General features: G+C 40.1%; 15 protein-coding genes. All 15 read right to left on the minus strand.

Annotated features, from left to right (window positions below; translation table 11 throughout):
* Position 1: 1 nt before the first annotated feature.
* The 15 genes from ATCC51562_RS07755 to ATCC51562_RS07825 all read right to left on the minus strand — a co-directional run bounded on the left by ATCC51562_RS07755 (position 2) and on the right by ATCC51562_RS07825 (position 17,212).
* Positions 2-2,101, minus strand: coding sequence for an STT3 domain-containing protein (locus ATCC51562_RS07755; protein ID WP_021091677.1), 2,100 nt, complete (start codon positions 2,099-2,101; stop codon positions 2-4).
* On the minus strand, positions 2,094-3,218 hold the full coding sequence (locus ATCC51562_RS07760; RefSeq protein WP_021091801.1) for a glycosyltransferase: 1,125 nt from the start codon (positions 3,216-3,218) through the stop codon (positions 2,094-2,096). Before ATCC51562_RS07760 ends, ATCC51562_RS07755 begins: the two co-directional genes overlap by 8 nt.
* Positions 3,215-4,258 (minus strand): glycosyltransferase, encoded by a 1,044-nt coding sequence (locus ATCC51562_RS07765; RefSeq protein ID WP_021091716.1) that lies wholly within the window; start codon positions 4,256-4,258, stop codon positions 3,215-3,217. The genes ATCC51562_RS07760 and ATCC51562_RS07765 overlap by 4 nt, the downstream gene beginning before the upstream one ends.
* The gene (locus ATCC51562_RS07770) at positions 4,255-5,313 is read right to left on the minus strand and encodes a glycosyltransferase (RefSeq protein WP_021091664.1); all 1,059 of its coding nucleotides are present in this window, start codon (positions 5,311-5,313) and stop codon (positions 4,255-4,257) included. Before ATCC51562_RS07770 ends, ATCC51562_RS07765 begins: the two co-directional genes overlap by 4 nt.
* Positions 5,310-6,242: a glycosyltransferase family 2 protein gene (locus ATCC51562_RS07775; RefSeq protein ID WP_021091850.1), complete on the minus strand. Its 933-nt coding sequence runs from the start codon at positions 6,240-6,242 to the stop codon at positions 5,310-5,312. The genes ATCC51562_RS07770 and ATCC51562_RS07775 overlap by 4 nt, the downstream gene beginning before the upstream one ends.
* Positions 6,243-7,004: a glycosyltransferase family 25 protein gene (locus ATCC51562_RS07780; protein WP_021091773.1), complete on the minus strand. Its 762-nt coding sequence runs from the start codon at positions 7,002-7,004 to the stop codon at positions 6,243-6,245.
* A complete protein-coding gene (locus tag ATCC51562_RS07785; RefSeq protein ID WP_021091739.1) occupies positions 7,005-8,522 on the minus strand; it encodes an MATE family efflux transporter in 1,518 nt (505 codons plus the stop codon). It abuts the gene before it with no gap.
* Positions 8,522-10,648 (minus strand): STT3 domain-containing protein, encoded by a 2,127-nt coding sequence (locus tag ATCC51562_RS07790; RefSeq protein ID WP_021091825.1) that lies wholly within the window; start codon positions 10,646-10,648, stop codon positions 8,522-8,524. Before ATCC51562_RS07790 ends, ATCC51562_RS07785 begins: the two co-directional genes overlap by 1 nt.
* Positions 10,649-10,656: 8 nt before the next feature.
* On the minus strand, positions 10,657-11,889 hold the full coding sequence (locus ATCC51562_RS07795) for a nucleotide sugar dehydrogenase (protein WP_021091615.1): 1,233 nt from the start codon (positions 11,887-11,889) through the stop codon (positions 10,657-10,659).
* The gene (locus tag ATCC51562_RS07800) at positions 11,886-12,326 is read right to left on the minus strand and encodes an ecotin family protein (RefSeq protein ID WP_021091756.1); all 441 of its coding nucleotides are present in this window, start codon (positions 12,324-12,326) and stop codon (positions 11,886-11,888) included. The genes ATCC51562_RS07795 and ATCC51562_RS07800 overlap by 4 nt, the downstream gene beginning before the upstream one ends.
* The gene (locus ATCC51562_RS07805) at positions 12,323-13,645 is read right to left on the minus strand and encodes a UDP-glucose dehydrogenase family protein (protein ID WP_021091709.1); all 1,323 of its coding nucleotides are present in this window, start codon (positions 13,643-13,645) and stop codon (positions 12,323-12,325) included. Before ATCC51562_RS07805 ends, ATCC51562_RS07800 begins: the two co-directional genes overlap by 4 nt.
* 8 nt (positions 13,646-13,653) lie before the next feature.
* Positions 13,654-14,637 (minus strand): UDP-glucose 4-epimerase GalE, encoded by a 984-nt coding sequence (gene galE, locus ATCC51562_RS07810; protein ID WP_021091678.1) that lies wholly within the window; start codon positions 14,635-14,637, stop codon positions 13,654-13,656.
* Between the two features lie 80 nt (positions 14,638-14,717).
* Positions 14,718-15,566, minus strand: a complete 849-nt coding sequence (locus tag ATCC51562_RS07815; protein WP_080658763.1) for a DNA ligase — start codon at positions 15,564-15,566, stop codon at positions 14,718-14,720.
* A complete protein-coding gene (locus tag ATCC51562_RS07820) occupies positions 15,566-16,144 on the minus strand; it encodes a DNA-3-methyladenine glycosylase I (protein WP_021091793.1) in 579 nt (192 codons plus the stop codon). Before ATCC51562_RS07820 ends, ATCC51562_RS07815 begins: the two co-directional genes overlap by 1 nt.
* A 9-nt stretch (positions 16,145-16,153) precedes the next feature.
* Complete coding sequence (locus ATCC51562_RS07825) at positions 16,154-17,212, minus strand: NAD-dependent epimerase (RefSeq protein ID WP_021091852.1); 1,059 nt, start codon at positions 17,210-17,212, stop codon at positions 16,154-16,156.
* Between the last annotated feature and the right edge of the window lie 34 nt (positions 17,213-17,246).

The raw sequence follows: 17,246 nt of genomic DNA on the forward strand, positions 1-17,246 counted from the left end.
TTTACCTCTTTAATTTATAAATTTTTGCCGCCCCATCAAGTATGACTGGCTCAAAAATTTTTGGATCGTACCTTTCAAGCACAAAAAGCTGGATGTATGCGCTATTTAAAATACTTTCATCAAGGATGATAAACCTACCATAATCTCTCATAAAAATGACAGAAATATTTGAGCTTTCGTTATTTTTATACTCTTTGACATTTAGCTTGCCAGCCTCATTATAATCAGTCTCTATGAAAGATTTAAGAGGCAAGATGTTGCCATCATAGATTAAATTTGTGACATCACTTGTGAGCGTAAATCCACCATTTAGTCTAATGCCATTTTCATTTTGAGAGATCGCTCTTGTGACGATAAAAAGGCCATTGTTTAAATTTTTACCGCTTTTTAGATCGATCTTGCTAAACTGCAAAATGGTTGGAAAAATACCAAGCATCCTATCTGGAAGATAGTAATAAATATCCCTTGTCTTTGCTGGCAAGCTAAAATTTGCCTCTTTTATATCACCAAAAAACTGATCAATACTTGTGTTTCTTTCTTTTAAAATTTGAGCCAAGTTGCCGTTAAATCGCTCCTTGAAATTTCTCTCTGTGTACTCAACATCAAGCCTTGCCATATTTGCCGAGCTCATCTCATCGCTTCCAAGCGCAAAACTCACGGCAAAATTTTCGCGTCCAAGGTGCTTTCCACCATCAATGAGCGTCTTAACATCGCTGTAATATCTGATCGGATATCCATAGTCCCACCACGCAACCACGTAGTCCTCGCGTCCTGCGATGCCTTTTAGCTTATTTAAAATTTCAACCTCTTTGTGCACAAAAACTGGCTCAGCTTTGTAGCCATAGATATGAATGAGCGCTGGAGTAAGAGCAAGCACGGTTATAAAAGCTCTCGCAAGATTTAGCACCGCTCCTTTTAGCTTTAAATTTGAAAGTATAAATTCCACTAAATAGCCAAAGCCAAGCGCCATGATAGGCACAGCGTAAATGGTAAATCTAAGGCCACTTTTAAATGCCAAAAAGCCAAGTGCTAGCATGCCAAGCGAGACGGCAAATGAGCGGTTTTTAAAACAAAAAAGAGCAACGCCAGCAAGCGAGATCAAAAATGTGATGACATTTGCGCTGATCCTCTCGCAAAATAGCGTAAAATCAACGATACTTGACTCTTGGATGGTTTGATTGACATTAAAAAAGTGAAAGCTCATGCCGCCAACTTCAGGCGCATCTCTAAAGACGTAAAATTTAAGCTGAAAAATAATCGGATTTAGTCCGCCACGAATGACAAAAACAGCAAAAACAACAACCAAAACACCAAGAGCAAATTTTAAATTTATCACCTCTTTTTTAAAGAGACAAAGTGCATAAAGTGCAAATACTAGGGCAAATTTAAGCGATAGATCAAGGTTCGAAATAGCAAGTAAAAGCAGTGAAATTTCATGGTAAAAAAGTGGATTTTTCCTATCAAAAACGAGCGTATAAAGTAAAAATAGCCCAGTTAAAATACTAATAAGCGAAAAAGCGCTTGAATACCACCACATATAAATAAGTGCGCTAAGAGGCGCGATTATTAAGCTCTTTGCGTCCTTTTTCTCAAGTACTCTAACAAGTCCCCAAACGACAAAGACGCTAAGTGGGATGATGAGCATATCAGTATCGTAGTATCCTGCCATAGTGCGGTTGTAGTAGCTATTTGCGACCACCGCAAGAAGTGCAGCGATGAAGCCAGCAAATTTTAGCTTATACTCATTTGCGATTAAGATAACTGGCACAGCCACAAGCGATGAGAAAAATACGCTCATATAAATCATCGCCGTCTCAAGCTTGACGCCCAGAAATTTCACGATCCAGTAAGTAAGCGTCGAGAGCGGATAGCCGTAGTAGCTAAGATCATTTTCTTGGTGAAAGCCAGCCAGCATATCCCTTGCGCCCTCGGCAAATGCGTAGCCGTCGTTTGTACTGATCATTAGCTCGTTGTTCCAGAAAAATACTGGATATTCACTTGCCCAAAAGACCCAGTAGAGCCTACAAACCATGCCAAAAAGGACCGCGACAAATATCATCAAGTATAAAGAGTAATTTTTAAAAAATAAATTTCTATTCATTAGGATTTTCCAAAAAATTTATAAGCTTGCTCGCTATATTTTCACTATCAAAAAATTTAGCCCGATTATACGCAACCTTTTCAAAATTTTGCCTTATTTCAGGCACATTAAGCACCTTTATCATCGCCTCTTTCATCGCATTTTCGTCATCAACTGGTACCAAAATACCAAACTCACTCTCGCCCAAAAGCTCCTTCGCACCGCTTTTATGCTCGGTTGAGATGATAGTTTTTTCGCACGCTAGTGCCTCTAAAAGGACATTTGAAAAGCCCTCAAAACGCGAAGCACAAAGCAAGCAAGAAGCATTTTTTATATGTTTAAATGGATTTTTATCAGTGCCAAGAAGCTTTACTCGCTCGCCCACATCAAATTTATCTATCAAATTTTGCAGCTCATCCTTTAAAGGCCCTTTTCCCAAAATGCCAAGCGTAGCGCGAGGGTCGTTAATCGAAGCTATTATTTTTATTAGCATGGCTTGATTTTTACCGCTATCAAGGCGGCCGATGTTTATGAAAAATGGCCTAAAACCATCCTCAAGTGGCTCATCTTTTAGCAAATTTATAGTTTTTAGATCAAGGGCGTTATAAAGCACCTTTGTTTTGTCCTCGCTCATGCCAAAATTTTGCACCAGATCCTCTTTATTGCCAGCTGCATTTGCGAGGATTAGATCAGCCTTTTTATAAAGATGAGTGAGCAAAAATTTATTAACTCTGCCGCTTAGATCGTTTTTGTATAGGATAGACGGACAGCTTCGCTCGCTGATAACTAGCCTTTTTTTAAAGCCCAAAATTCTAGCTATTGAAGCGATATAACAAGGGCGGTTCATCAGCACAAACTGCATGTCTATGCCTAAGTTTTGACAAAGTTTTTTATACTTAAAGGCAAGCATTGGCATCGCTAAAAAGAGCCTTGCAAGCTTCTTTAGTCCGCTCTCGTAAGGGTCGCTATTTTCTATAAAGTGGATTTGCACCTCGCTTGGGATCTCGTAGGCGATGACCTTACTCATTAAGATGAGATGAACTTCATAACGTTTAACTAAAAATGGCAGTAAATTTGCCACATTTCGCTCAGCCCCACCAGGTCCCATCGAGTATAAAAAAACGGCTAATTTTTTCACTTACAAACAACCTTTTTGATAAATTCTCGCCACTGCTTGATGATATTTTCTTTGCTAAATAAATTTGCACTTTCTCTAGCGTTTTTTGCTAGTTTTTGCCTTAAATTTTCATCTTTTAAAAGCATTTCAAGCTTATCTTTTAGATCATCTGCGTCGCCATTTTTAAAGATAAGCCCGTTCGTGCCGTCATCTATAAGCTCTCTTGCGCCCACGGTGTCGCTACTTAGTCTAGCGCAGCCAAAGGCACCCGATTCTATTAGCACGTTTGAAAGCCCCTCACTTCTTGAGCAAAGAGTGAAAATTTTTGCCTCGCTATAAAGCTTGCTAACATCGCTCATATGGCCTAAAAATTTGACGTTAAGCCCTAAATTTAACACCATTTGCTTTAGCTCGGCCTCTTGCCTGCCACTGCCTGCGATCTTTATCTCCCAGCCATCAAGCAAGCTCTTACCCATCTTGCTAAGTGCCTCAAAATAGAGATCATAGCCCTTTACCGCCTCCAGCCTTGCCACGCTTAAGATGACATTTTGCTTCTCGCAAATTTCAGGCACGTCGATAAAAAGTGGGTTGTGGATGACCTCGCGATTTTTGGCAAATTTATAGTAGTCGTAGTCGCTTTTACTTAGCACGCTTAAGCCATCTACAAAGCGGTAGCTAATATCACGCATAGCGCTTGCGATTTTGCTTTTTAAGTAGCTGTGCTCGTGATGCTCAGTTGCTATTAGTTTGCTCTTTAGCCCAGCATTTGCCAGCACGCAAGCGACGTTTGTCCAGTCGATAAAGCTCATTATCAGATCAGCCCTTTGCTCTTTAAAAAGCGCTCTAAGGGCTAGGATTTTCTTAAATTTTAAAGCGAGCCCTGAGCCAGTGACGCTAAGGTTTATGATATTTATCTTTTCACTAAATTTATAAAGCCCAAGGTCCTCTTCAAGAAGAGCGATAGTGATCTCATTGTCTTTGCAAAGCTCGTTTGCAAGCACGTTTAGCACGCGTTCGGCTCCGCCATTTCTAAGTGCGGCGATGACAAAAAGAATTTTCACTTCACACCTCCAAGCCTTAAAAGCTCCAGCCATTTTTTATAAATTTGCTCCACGCTAAACTCATCAAGTCTAGCTCTTGCGTTTTTAGCAAATTCACCCATTTTTGCCTCATTTTGGATCAAATTTGCAAGCTTTTTGCTCATCTGATCAGCGTCATTTATCTCGCAAAGCAAGCCATCAAAGCCATCTTTTATAAGCTCTTTTGCCCCGCTAGTTCTCGTCGCAACCCGCACGCAGTCATAGTTTATCGCCTCTATCAAGGTGTTTCCAAGACCCTCGAAATTTGAGCAAGAGAGTAACACCTTTGCTCTTTTATAAAGCGAGGCGATGTCGCTTACATTGCCTAAAAACTGGACATCAGCGCCCAAGCTTTTAGCTAAATTTCCTAAATTTGACCTCTCGCCGCCATCTCCAGCGACAGCAAATTTATAGCCACTTTGCTTTAAATTTGCAGCCACTCTTACAAACATTTCGCAGTTTTTTATCTTATTTAGCCTGCCAACAAAGATGATTAAATTTTCTTTATCAAAGCTCTCACTTCGCACCTCTTCAAAGAGTGGGTTGTAAATTTTCATCACATTTTTGCAAAATTTAGAGTAGTAGCTTAGATCCTCGTCGCTTAAGACGCTAAGTGCGTTTGCAAATGGATAGCTAAGGCGTCTTAGCACCTTAAAAATAGCTCTTTTTGGCGCAAGATAGTTTGTGTGCTCGCTTATGACTATAGGCGTTTTTAGCCCAGCTGAGCTAAAGAGAACCAAGGTATTTACGGCGTCTAAAAAGGATATCACAGCGTCAAATTTGCCCTCTCTTATGAGTGCTCTTAAAGCAAGCGCCTTTAAAACTCTCTTTTTTAAATTTCCAACAAAGCCAAGCTCATCAGCCCCAACGCCTAAATTTATGAGCTTCACCCCGCTTGCCAGCTCGTAAAATGGCTCGTCCTTGTCAAATTTAACAAGGCTTACATCGTGATCCATGCTAAATCTTGACGCGATCACCGCGCAAACTCGCTCCGCACCACCACTTCTAAGCGTTGATGTGACAAATAAAATCTTCATACGCCAAACCTTTGTTTGATTTTTACTCTAAGCTTTGAGAGTGCCGGCAAAATGCCACTTGGAAGTGGGCTAAGTAGCAAGAAAATAAACGCTTCTTTGCTAAATTTAATACTAAGGCTTTTAAAGATACACCTTAACATCAGGCCATATTCGCCAGCGATTTTGGCGTAGTAAGCGGCATTTTTATACTGCATAGCTAGAAATTTTGGCTCGTTTTTGATAGCGATATCGTAGTGCAAATTTGCTGTTTTAATGTAAGCGTTTGCAACGTTTAACGCGTGCTTGCCGGCATTTAGCGTAGCACTATCGCTTCTTGCGATGCGGTAGATGTAAAGTGGCTTTTTAAGATAAAAAACATTTTTTTCAAAAAAGCGGATGTAAAGCTCATTTTCGCCGCCAAAACTGCTCTCATCAAACCTAAAGCCGTCTATAAATTCGCGCGAAAAAAGTTTAAAATACTCACCATTTATCCGTCCGCAGTGATAATCGACCTTACTCATCGCCCCACTCTTGCCATATGGGCTTCTACCAGCCATCACCTCGGTCATCACGCCATCTTTTTCGCAGATCGCGTCTGCAAAAACGCACGAATACTCGCCGCTTTTTAAAATTTCATAGCACTCAGCAATCGCCTCGCTCATTAGCTCATCGTCATCATCAAGCAAGCAGACAAACTCGCCTGTTGCGTTGTCAAAGCCATTATTTTTATTGCCATTTGGGCTCTTTTTGTGAGCGGTGTTTTTTACAAATTTGATCCTTGTGTCGTTAAAACTCTTGCAAATTTCACTCACACTCTCGTCATCGCCGTCATCTGTTACTATGATCTCTAGGTTTTTATAGCTTTGAGCTAGAGCGCTTTTTATGGCCTTTTGTAAAAGCTCTGGACGCTTATAAGTTGCGGTTACGATGCTGATTAATGGCTCGCTCATCTAGCCCCTTTTAAAAATTCTCTCATAGCCTTGAAGCTTTTCAAGCCTTGAGAAAAGTATAAATTTAAATGTTTTTATATAAGCCTTTAAATTTGCGCTGTATCCCCTCTCAAGGCGCTCTCCCTCGATGTTTGAGCCGCTAAGATCAGTTGGATGCGAAAAGAGATCGCAAAAATACATCTGCATATCATTAACACCAAGCAAATAGTCCCAAATATCGGTCGTGCAAAGCGCATTTTTGTGGATTTCTAGCAAATTTTTAGCGCTTTTTTTAGTTAGCACATAAGCCCCTGCTCTATAAATGCTTGAAAATGAGTGCTTTGAGACCTGCCATAGTGGCTTACTTAGGCTAGTATCCACCTTTTTGCCAAAGGCGCTAAACCTACCCTCCAGCCCATCTTGCATGCCACATATGAGCACGCTGTTTTCAGGCATCTTGCTAGCTGCCAAAAAGGCCTCTTTTATGGCCTGATTATCGCCTATCACGTCATCTTCAAAGATGAGGGCAAATTTTGCCTCGCTTGCCAAAAACGCCTCGTAGGCTTTCACATGCGAGAGCGAACAGCCAATCTCTGCTGGGCTTAAAACCTTGCCGTAAGCTTTAAATGATGGCGAAATGATCTTGTAGTACTCCCTTGCATTTAGCTCCCTGCCATCGACTGCGTCTATTAGCTTAAAGCTATCATAAGAGCTAAATTTCTGCTGCAAAAGCTCGCGCCTTTTGGTATCTTTAGCCAAAGAGATCAAATAAATTTCATTCATTTAAAACCTTTTAAATTTTTTTAAAATTTTACGCCAAACTATGCCTCGCTCGAAGGCATTAAAAAACAAAAAAAATCCCAAAATATAAGCTGCGCCGGCGTAGATCGCAGCAAAGATAGCAAATTTTAGCCAGTTATCCAAGCTCACAAAGTCCTTGCAGGCAAACATCGCAAGCACGCAGAGCGCAAAAACGGCTAAATTTTTAAAATAAACCCCGTAAAAAGTGGTGAGTTTCACCTCTAAATTTAAAGCAGCATTTATAAGGTCAAAGCCAAGAATTCTTATGCTATAAAAAATGGCTGCGACGACAACGATGCCATAAACGCCGTAGCCACTAAATTTGAGCAGTGCTATCTGCGCTATGATCGTGCTAAAGCCAAGGATAGTGTTGGCAATGGCTGGTCGGCGAAGCTTGTTTGTCGCGCTATCAAGGTTAAAAAGCGAGAAAACAAAGCTTATAAATACAATGGGCACAAGCGTGATCATCGAGACATTGTAGATAAATTTGACCTCGTCTTGGCTTTTAAAAGGTAACCAAAGCGTGTAAAAATCAAGCCCAAAAACGACAAAAAATGCTGCCGGAGCACTCATCACAAAGGCGATCACCTTCATTGAAAATTTAGCCTCATTTATGAGGTCAGTGATCAAATTTTTAGAGTAAAGCTCGACAAATTTTGGTGCAAAGATACCGCTAAGCTGCGCTACAAAGCTCTCAAGTATGATAGGGGCGGCCTTGGCGACAGAAAGAAGGCCGGTCGCGTTTGCATTTACGAAAATGTTGCAGATAAAAAGATCCATACCAGTTAAAAGTATGCGATTTAGCGCATTAAAACTATTCCAAATACCAGAGCTTAAAAGCTCTTTGATCTTAGAAAAATCAAATTTGCTAAAGCTAAATTTTAGCTCTGGCGTGATGCGAGCTGACATAAAAATGGTGCTAAAAAAGACAAAAAGGCTAGCAACTAGCGCTGAAATGGCGATGTATGAGATGAACGGCTTAAAAAAGAAAAAGAGCGCCACGATAAGGATCGCTAGGATCGCGCTTGAGATGGCGTTTCTGATGGAGAGTAAATAGAGCTTGTTTGTCACAAAAGCGCAGACCGTTAAAACGCCGTTAAATAGGCCGACACAGAAATTTATAAAGTAAAAAACAAGGGTCATTCTCACGTCAAAGAGTAAATTTTCAGGGACATTTAAAAAGCTTTGCAAATTTAGTATGAAAACAGAGCTAAGCACCACGACAACGGCGCAAAAAAAGATATTTACAACAAGCACTGATGAGTAGTAGGTGTTTGCAAGGCTTAGGTCATTTTTGTGCCACGCATGAGCGACAAAGCGCCCACTAACCGAGTTTATCGCCACGCTCACGACTGCTGCGTAGCTTACGATGGCGTTACTAAGCCCCACAAAGCCAAATGCCTCGTTGCCAAGGCTTTTTAAGATAAATGGTGTAAGAAAGAAATTTATGCCCATTGATACGACAAAAACGACGATCGAGCTTATTAGATTGATTAGCATTAGATTTTCAGCCTATAAATTTTTACACCATTTGAAATGACAAATGGCTCAAAGTATCTATCATCAGCCTTTTCAAATATAAAAAGCTGCACAAAAGATGAGTTAAAAGCATTTTCATCAAGCAACAATATCCGCGCATAATCTTCCAAAAAAACCACATAAATTTTGGCGTTTTCATCTATGATTTTTTCATCTATTCGCAAATCTCTTCCAGCACCTTTTACCTTATAAAATGATTTTACGGCTATTTTCTCACCGTTATGTATGATAAATTTTTGATCATTTGTAGGCAAAGTATAACCATCTCCAAGGTCGATACCAGCTTCGCTAACGCCATTTAATGCACTAACATGATAAAAATCCTCTTTTTGCCTTTTACCAGTTACGACGTCAATATAGCTATATCTAAAGATATTTGGTGCGATGTCAATCATATTTGGCACAAGATAGTAAAAAACCTCTTTTTTTGCAGCTGGCAGAGTAAAATTTTCGCCTTCAAGCTGACTTAAAAAAGTATTTATATCGCTTGTGTTGTAGTCTTTTAAAATTTTATCTATTGGCCTTACATTTTGCTCAAGTGAGATGTCATTATACGTAACTGCCACTCTTGCAAGTCTAGCCGAAAATGCCTCATCTTTTCTCAAAGCAAGGCTAACAAAATAATTATTTTCGCCACCTTGCCTACCAGGATCGTTTAAAGTCATAACATCAGCAAAATACCTTATTGCATATCCGTAATCCCACCATGAAAATACATAATCATCGTGCTTTGTGACCTTTTTGAGCACATCAAGTGCTACTGCTTCATCACGGCTAATTACAGTGTTTGGCCTATATGAATAAGCAAAATCTAAATTTATAGCAAGAGCGGCTACGACAAAAACCAAAAATGACAAATTTTTAATGGAATTTCTAAGATCAAATAAATTTAAAAAAAAATGCAAAAAATACCCAAAACCAAGCGCAACAAGTGGTGTTACGTACATAACAAATCTAACTCCACCAAAGAAAGAGAGGAGTCCAAGTCCAAGCATTGGCAAAGTAAGCAAAAATGGACGAAATTTCATGCAAAGTAGCAAGTATCCAATAATAGCTGCCAGCAATATAAGAATATTTCCCGACATGAAATAGATAAAATACAAAGGACTAGCACTTTTTACTTCGCTGATGAAATTATACTCATTTATAAAGTGAAATTTATCGCTAAGAATTTCATTGCCTTTAAAAACATAAATACCTATTTTTGAAGTGATGAAATCAAAACCACCAAAATAGATAAAAGCAGCTAGCATTAAAGTAAGAAAAATGGCTAAATTTCTAGCCGAGAGTAAATTTTTATATTTGCAAAAAAGAGAGAAAAATAAAGCAATAACTACTAAATTAAAAATCAAAATTTTATTTGCTATTAGTGGATCTTTAGTAAAAACATTTGAGCTTACGATGCTTATAAATATAAAAAATATCGCTTGATAATTTTGCAATCTATCTCGCATAAAAACTAGCGTATATAGTAAAAGCATAAAGAAAATACTTAAAATAAGTGCATATGAGCTTTGATACCACCAAAGATAAAGCGACACAAAGACTCCAGGCAAAACGATAAATTTTTGTTCATTTGTGTTTAAAAGCCTGATCAAAAAATAGATGATAAAAAGCGCAAATGTGACATTTAACATGTCGCTATCAAAATATCCAGGCGATGTCCTTGAAAGATAGCTTGGCAAGATAACACTCATAAACGCTGCCACAGCCCCTACCCTAAGAGCCTTAAACTCATTTGATATCAAAATAACTGGAAGTGCGATAAGAGGAGCTAAAAAGACGCTCATGTAAAATATCACGCTTTCGATCTTAAAAGGAAAAATTTTGCAAATATAAAAAACTATGGTTGAGATTGGGTGATTAAAGGGGCTAAAGTCATTTTGCTGATTAAAGCCAGCCAGCATATCTCTAGCACCCTCTGCGTAATAATAGGCGTCATTTGTTGTAAGCATAAACTCGCCATTAAAGTAAAACTCTGGCATATCCTTTGCCCACAATACCCAGAGCATCCTGGCCGCAAATCCAAACAGATAAGCAGCCAGAAATATAAGTAAAACTTTACAATTTACGCTTACTTTGTGCACTAAATTCCTTACAGCCTAGCATCAGCCTCTGGGTAGATATTTTTTATATCGTAAACTAAATGGCCTTTTAAATTTAGCTTTTTAAACTCATTGTGAGCTACGGCGATCACGATGCAGTCGTAGTCGTTTAGGTTATACTCTTTTACTAGATCAAAGCCGTACTCGTGTTTTACCTCAGTGCTATCAGCCCAAGGATCGGTCACATCGACCTTGCAGCCAAAATCTTTTAGCTCATCAACTACGTCTATAACGCGAGAATTTCTTATATCTGGGCAGTTTTCTTTAAATGTCATACCAAGAACAAGCACGCGAGCTTTGTTGATAAGCACGCCTTTTCTTATCATTAGTTTTATAACCTGATCAGCTGCGTATCTACCCATGTCATCGTTGATACGGCGGCCTGCTAGGATCATTTCAGGATGATAGCCTACCTCTTGAGCTTTGTGAGTTAGATAATATGGATCTACGCCGATGCAGTGACCACCAACTAGACCTGGGCGGAAATTTAAGAAATTCCACTTAGTACCTGCAGCTTCAAGCACGTCAATGGTGTTGATATGAAGCTTTTCAAACAGCATCGCAAGCTCGTTTATAAAGGCGATGTTTATGTCACGCTGAGTGTTTTCGATGACCTTTGCAGCCTCGGCTACTTTGATACTTGAAGCTTTATGAGTGCCAGCTGTGATGATCGAGCGATAAATTTCATCGACCTTATCAGCGATCTCTGGGGTTGAACCACTTGTAATCTTTTTGATCTTAGTTACAGTGTGCTCTTTGTCACCTGGATTTATACGCTCTGGAGAGTAGCCGCAGAAGAAATCTTTGTTAAATTTAAGCCCACTTTTTTCAAGAAGTGGCACGCAAATTTCTTCTGTAACGCCTGGATAAACGGTGCTCTCATAAACAACGATGTCGCCTTTTTTAAGCACTTTTGCCACGCTCTCGGTTGCTTTTACGACTGGAGTTAGATCAGGGCGTTTGTTCTTATCTATCGGAGTCGGGACGGTCACGATGAAGAAGTTGCAACTTCTAATATCATCTAAATTTAAGCTAAATTTCATGCCATTATCGATCGCTTTTTTCATCTGTTCGTTACTAAGTTCAAGCGTTCTATCATAGCCACTTTTAAGCTCTTCTATACGTTTTGCATTTACATCAAAACCTACTACTTCGTACTTTTCGCTAAAAGCTGCTGCAAGTGGAAGTCCAACATATCCTAGTCCTACTACTGCTATTTTCATTTACTTTTCCTTTCTTTTTTTGCTTCTATCTTTTTTACGCGTTCATACATTCTTATTTCCGCACTTACACCTTTTGGAGTTATGATTCTAATAGGGCTAATGCCTGGTAAAATTTTAGTGAATTCGTAATAAACCCGCCTCTTTTTCTTTCCGTCCTTGCATAGCATCATCGTTTGTGCTAGCTCATCCCCGCCGCTAAATTCGTAATAAATCCCGCGCGCGTCCTCTTTTTCTTCAAGCTTTCCGCCGAGCAAAAAGGCGAAGTTGCAGTCGATTTCTATATCTTTAAAAAAAGCGACTTCGTATTTAAAATAATCAGGCGGCATCTTTGAAATAGGTAGCTCAAAAATATTTTCCTCGGTTTTTGGCGCATTTTCGCCTGCTAAAAGTGCAAAGGGAAGCATGCAAGCTGCGATAAAAAGTAAAAATTTTCTCATGCCTTTACTCCGATTTGAAAATACTTAAATCCATGCTCGGCTAAAGCTTTAGCGTTGTATTGGTTACGTCCGTCAAATATAACGGCGTTTTTTAGCCTCTCTTTGATCTCCATAAAATCAGGCGATCTAAACTCGCTCCACTCGGTTACAAGCACCATAGCATCGGCGTTATCAAGAGCGTCATATTTATTTTTAGCGTATTTTACATCTAAATTTGGCATATATTTTTTAGCTTCTTCGCTTGATTTTGGATCATACGCCACCACTTTCGCGCCAGCTTCGTCTAAAAGCTTTATCAATGTTATCGAGCTAGCCTCTCTCATATCATCGGTATTTGGCTTAAATGCAAGCCCCCAAAGTGCAATCGTCTTGCCCTTTAGATCGCCGCCAAAAAAGTTATAAATTTTATCAAATAGCACTCTTTTTTGAGCCTTATTTCTTGACTCGACCGCGTTTAAAAGCTCTGGCTCAAATCCGTTTTGTCTAGCGGTGTATATAAGCGCCTCGACGTCTTTTGGAAAGCAGCTGCCGCCGTATCCGCAGCCGGGATATATAAAGCTATAACCGATCCTTGAGTCGCTGCCGATGCCTTTTCTTACTAAATTTACATCAGCGCCCACGCGTTCACAGATATTTGCTATCTCGTTTATGAAGCTTATTTTGGTTGCCAGCATCGAATTTGCAGCGTATTTTGTCATCTCGGCTGACTTTACATCCATACAAATGAGCCTGTCGTGATTTTTCATAAATGGCTCATAAAGCTCTCTCATCACGCTAAAGCCCCACTCGCTGCTAGCCCCGATAACTACGCGATCTGGCTTTAAAAAGTCCTCAACTGCCGCGCCCTCTTTTAAAAACTCTGGGTTTGAGACTACTTCAAATTTAACCTCTACATTTCTCTTTTTAAGTTCACTCTCGATCACCTCGTGCACCTTGGCTCCAGTGCCTACTGGGACGGTTGATTTATCGACTACGATTAGCGGTTTGCTTAAATTTTCTCCGATCGATTTTGCCACCGAGAGAACGTATTTTAAATCCGCCTGCCCATCAGCGCCCATAGGCGTGCCAACTGCGATAAATAACACATCTGCATGCTCTAGCGCCTCGGTTATCTGCGTACTAAATTTAAGTGAGCCGTTTTTGTAGCACTCGCTCACGATATCAGCAAGCCCTGGCTCATATATCGGTACGACGCCGTTTTTTAGTGCCTCGATCTTTTTTTCATCGACATCGACGCAGATCACGCTGTTACCCATTTTGGCAAAGCATGCACCACTTACTAGCCCAACATATCCAGTTCCGATTACTGCTACTTTCATGCTTGTCCTTAAATTTTCTTTTCCCACTCAAGGGCAGTTTTTATGATGAGCGCTAGATCGTCTCTTTTTGGCTTCCAGCTTGTTAGCGAGCGCAGTTTGCTTGCGTTTGAGATAAGAATAGCTGGGTCGCCGTCCCTTCTTGGCGCATTTAATACTTTAAAATTTACCCCACTCGCTTTTTTTGCGGTCTCAATAACCTCTTTTACGCTAAATCCTCTGCCGTATCCTACGTTAAAAGTTTCGCTACCATTTTTACCAATATACTCTAGTGCGCTAATGTGAGCATCTGCTAGGTCACTAACGTGAATGTAGTCTCTAACGCATGTACCATCTTTTGTCGCGTAGTCATCACCAAAAATGCCCATGCTATCACGCTTGCCAAGTATAGTTTGCACAGCCACCTTGATAAGGTGCGTGGCATTTGGATAGTTTTGACCGATTAACCCCTCTTCGTCCGCGCCTGCCACGTTGAAGTAACGTAAAATCGCAAATTTAAAATTTTCATTTGAAGAGGCATAATCTTTGATGATCTGCTCACTCATAAGCTTACTTCTGCCGTATGGATTTATCGGATTTGTAGGCGTTGTTTCGCTAACTTCTGCCACGTCTGGCTCGCCGTAAACTGCGGCAGTTGAACTAAATATAAATTTATTTACATTGTAAGCTTTTGCGTATCTTAGCACCCTTGCGACATTTGCGGTGTTGTTTAGATAGTATTTTAGCGGCTCGCTCATACTCTCAAAAACCTCGATAAACGCTGCAAAATGGATGATCGCATCAAATTTGCCATTTGCGAAAATTTCGCTTAGATCATCCTCTAAATTTGCGTTTATAAATTTGAAATTTCCTATCTTTTGGAGTGCCTCAAGTGCTTTTTGTGAGCCTTTGCAGAGATTGTCGATGATGGTTATCTCATCATTGCCTTGCTTTAAAAGTGCTTTTACTACGTGGCTGCCGATGTATCCAGCACCACCTGTTACTAAAATTTTCAAGTTTAAGCCTTTCGTAAAAAGTGGTTAATTTTATCAAAAATAGGGTAAAGCAAAAGTAAAGCAAGGCTTTTGAATAAATTTTAATCTTCTCTAACCCTTAAAAATATTGGAAATCTTGGCTTGCCATTAGAGGTTAAATTTTGAAATTTATATGTGATGATAGAGCCTATCTTTGGGGGATTTGTGCGCTGCTCGTCGCTTAGTCCTGAGCCTATTTTAAAGATAGTGCCAGATTTTGGCTCGCCAGCTTTTTCTTCGTCATCTTTGCCACCAAGCGCCTTGCAAGTGAGCGAGCCAGCAGCTTTTGAATATTTACCGCTGCCTTTATTTATAGCGATTACTTCACACTCGGCATCTTTAAATTTTTTAAATTTTAGTGCATTTTTGCTTCTTTTTCGCTCGTACGGTGCATTTGGCTCACGCACCACTGCTCCCTCGCCGCCTTTTGCGATGATACTTTCAGTAAATTTCAAAAATTGAGCGTTATCTCGCATTTTTATCTGTTTTATTATGATTAAATTGTGATTTGGCTCATTTTTTAGAAATTTAGCCAAAACTTCAAGCCTATCAAGCAAGCTACCACTTGCCTCAGGCACGTCGAAAATGTGAAATTTAAGCCTGCCCCACGCTTTTTCATCGGGCAACTTATCCATCACTGTTGCTTGAATTTCTTCAAATTTAAGCTCCTTTGCGTAAAGCTCGCCATCGAGCGCAAATTTAGGAAAATTTTTAGTAAAACTTAGCGGTGCATTTAGCTTTTTGCCCTGTCTTGAGAGTAAATTCTCTCCATCCCAGTAGGCACGCACGCCATCAAGCTTCTCGCTAGCTAGCCAGCCACTGACATTTTGATCTTTATACTCGCTAAGGCGCAATAAATCAAGAGAAAATGCAAAATTTAAAAGGACTAAAACCGCAAAAATTATTCTAATCAAGCTTTTGCCTTGCAAAAACAATAATCCATATGATCATCTACAACGCCCACACTTTGCAAAAATGCATAGGTGCTAACAGAGCCTAGAAATTTAAACCCTCGCTTTTTTAGCTCCTTTGCCACAAAGTCAGAAATCGGCGTAGTGGTTGGCACTTGTTTGATATCTTGATAGTGATTTATGATCTGCTTGCCGTCAAATTTGGGATCAAATTTTCTTAACAAATATCCCCACAAATAGTCATAAAAGCTGCCAAATTCTTGCGTTACGGATAAAAATGCAATGGCATTTGCAGAAAGTGATTTTAGTTTTAATCTGTTACGGATCAGCCTCTCATTTTGCATAAATTTCGCTATTTCAGCCTCGCCGTAAAACTTGATCTTCTCTGGATCAAAGCCATCAAACGCCTCTCTCATAGCCTCTCTTTTTTGAAGCACTCCATGCCACGAAAGTCCCGCCTGAAAGCCTTCCAAAACTATCATTTCGAAAAATTTTCTATCTTCTTTTACGACTTTGCCCCACTCGTTATCGTGGTAAGCTATATCAAGCTCGCCTTTTGCCCATTCACATCGCCTCATCTGCGTCCCTTAAATCTCAACTCCGTAAAACTCGCAGTACCACTCGACAAATTTAGCCACGCCGTCGTTTACTTTTGTATTTGGCTTGTAGTCAAAGTCAGCCACCAAATCGCTCACATCAGCAAATGTCGCTGGCACGTCGCCCGCTTGAAGTGGGAGAAAATTTTTCTTGATCTCACGGCCAATCTTTATCTCAACCGCCTTAATGTAGTCCATGAGCTCGACTGGGCTGTTGTTACCGATATTATAGACCTTAAACGGCGCTTTTGAAGTAGCAGGGTCTGGGTGCTTTGCATCCCAAGCCGGATTTGGCTTAGCAGGGTTGTCGATGCACTTAATGATACCCTTTACGATGTCATCCACATAGGTAAAATCACGCTTCATCTTGCCGTAGTTAAAGACGTCGATGCTCTTATCTTTAAGCGCTGCATCAACAAACAAAAATAGCGCCATATCAGGGCGTCCCCATGGTCCATACACCGTAAAAAAGCGAAGTCCAGTCGTTGGCACGTTAAATAGATGGCTATAAGTATGTGCCATCATCTCGTTGCTCTTTTTAGTCGCTGCGTAGAGGCTTATAGGGTGATTTACCGCCTCGTGCGTAGAAAATGGCATGTTCTCATTTAGTCCATAAACCGAGCTAGAGCTTGCATAGACTAGGTTTTTGATCTCATTGTGGCGGCAGCACTCAAGGATATTCACAAAGCCTGTGATGTTGCTGTCGATGTAGGCTTTTGGATTTATAAGCGAGTAGCGAACGCCAGCTTGTGCGGCTAAATTTACCACTACGTCAAATTTTTCTTTGGCAAAAAGCTCTTTCATCGTCTTTTCGTCGGCAAGATCAGCTTTTATAAATTTTAAATTTGGATGCGTTTTTGAGGCGATCAGCTTACCATAATCTATCTCGCTAGTCTCAAAACCAGCCGTTTTTAGGCGCGAGAGCTTTAAATTTACGTCGTAATAGTCGTTTATCACGTCATATCCAACGACCTCATCGCCTCTTTTTACAAGGGCATTCGCAAGATGAAATCCTATAAATCCAGCTGTTCCAGTTACTAAAATTTTCATATTTTTCCTTTCATTTTTGGCTTATTTTAGTGCA

The organism is Campylobacter concisus ATCC 51562 (assembly GCF_000466745.1).
Classification (GTDB): domain Bacteria; phylum Campylobacterota; class Campylobacteria; order Campylobacterales; family Campylobacteraceae; genus Campylobacter_A; species Campylobacter_A concisus_B.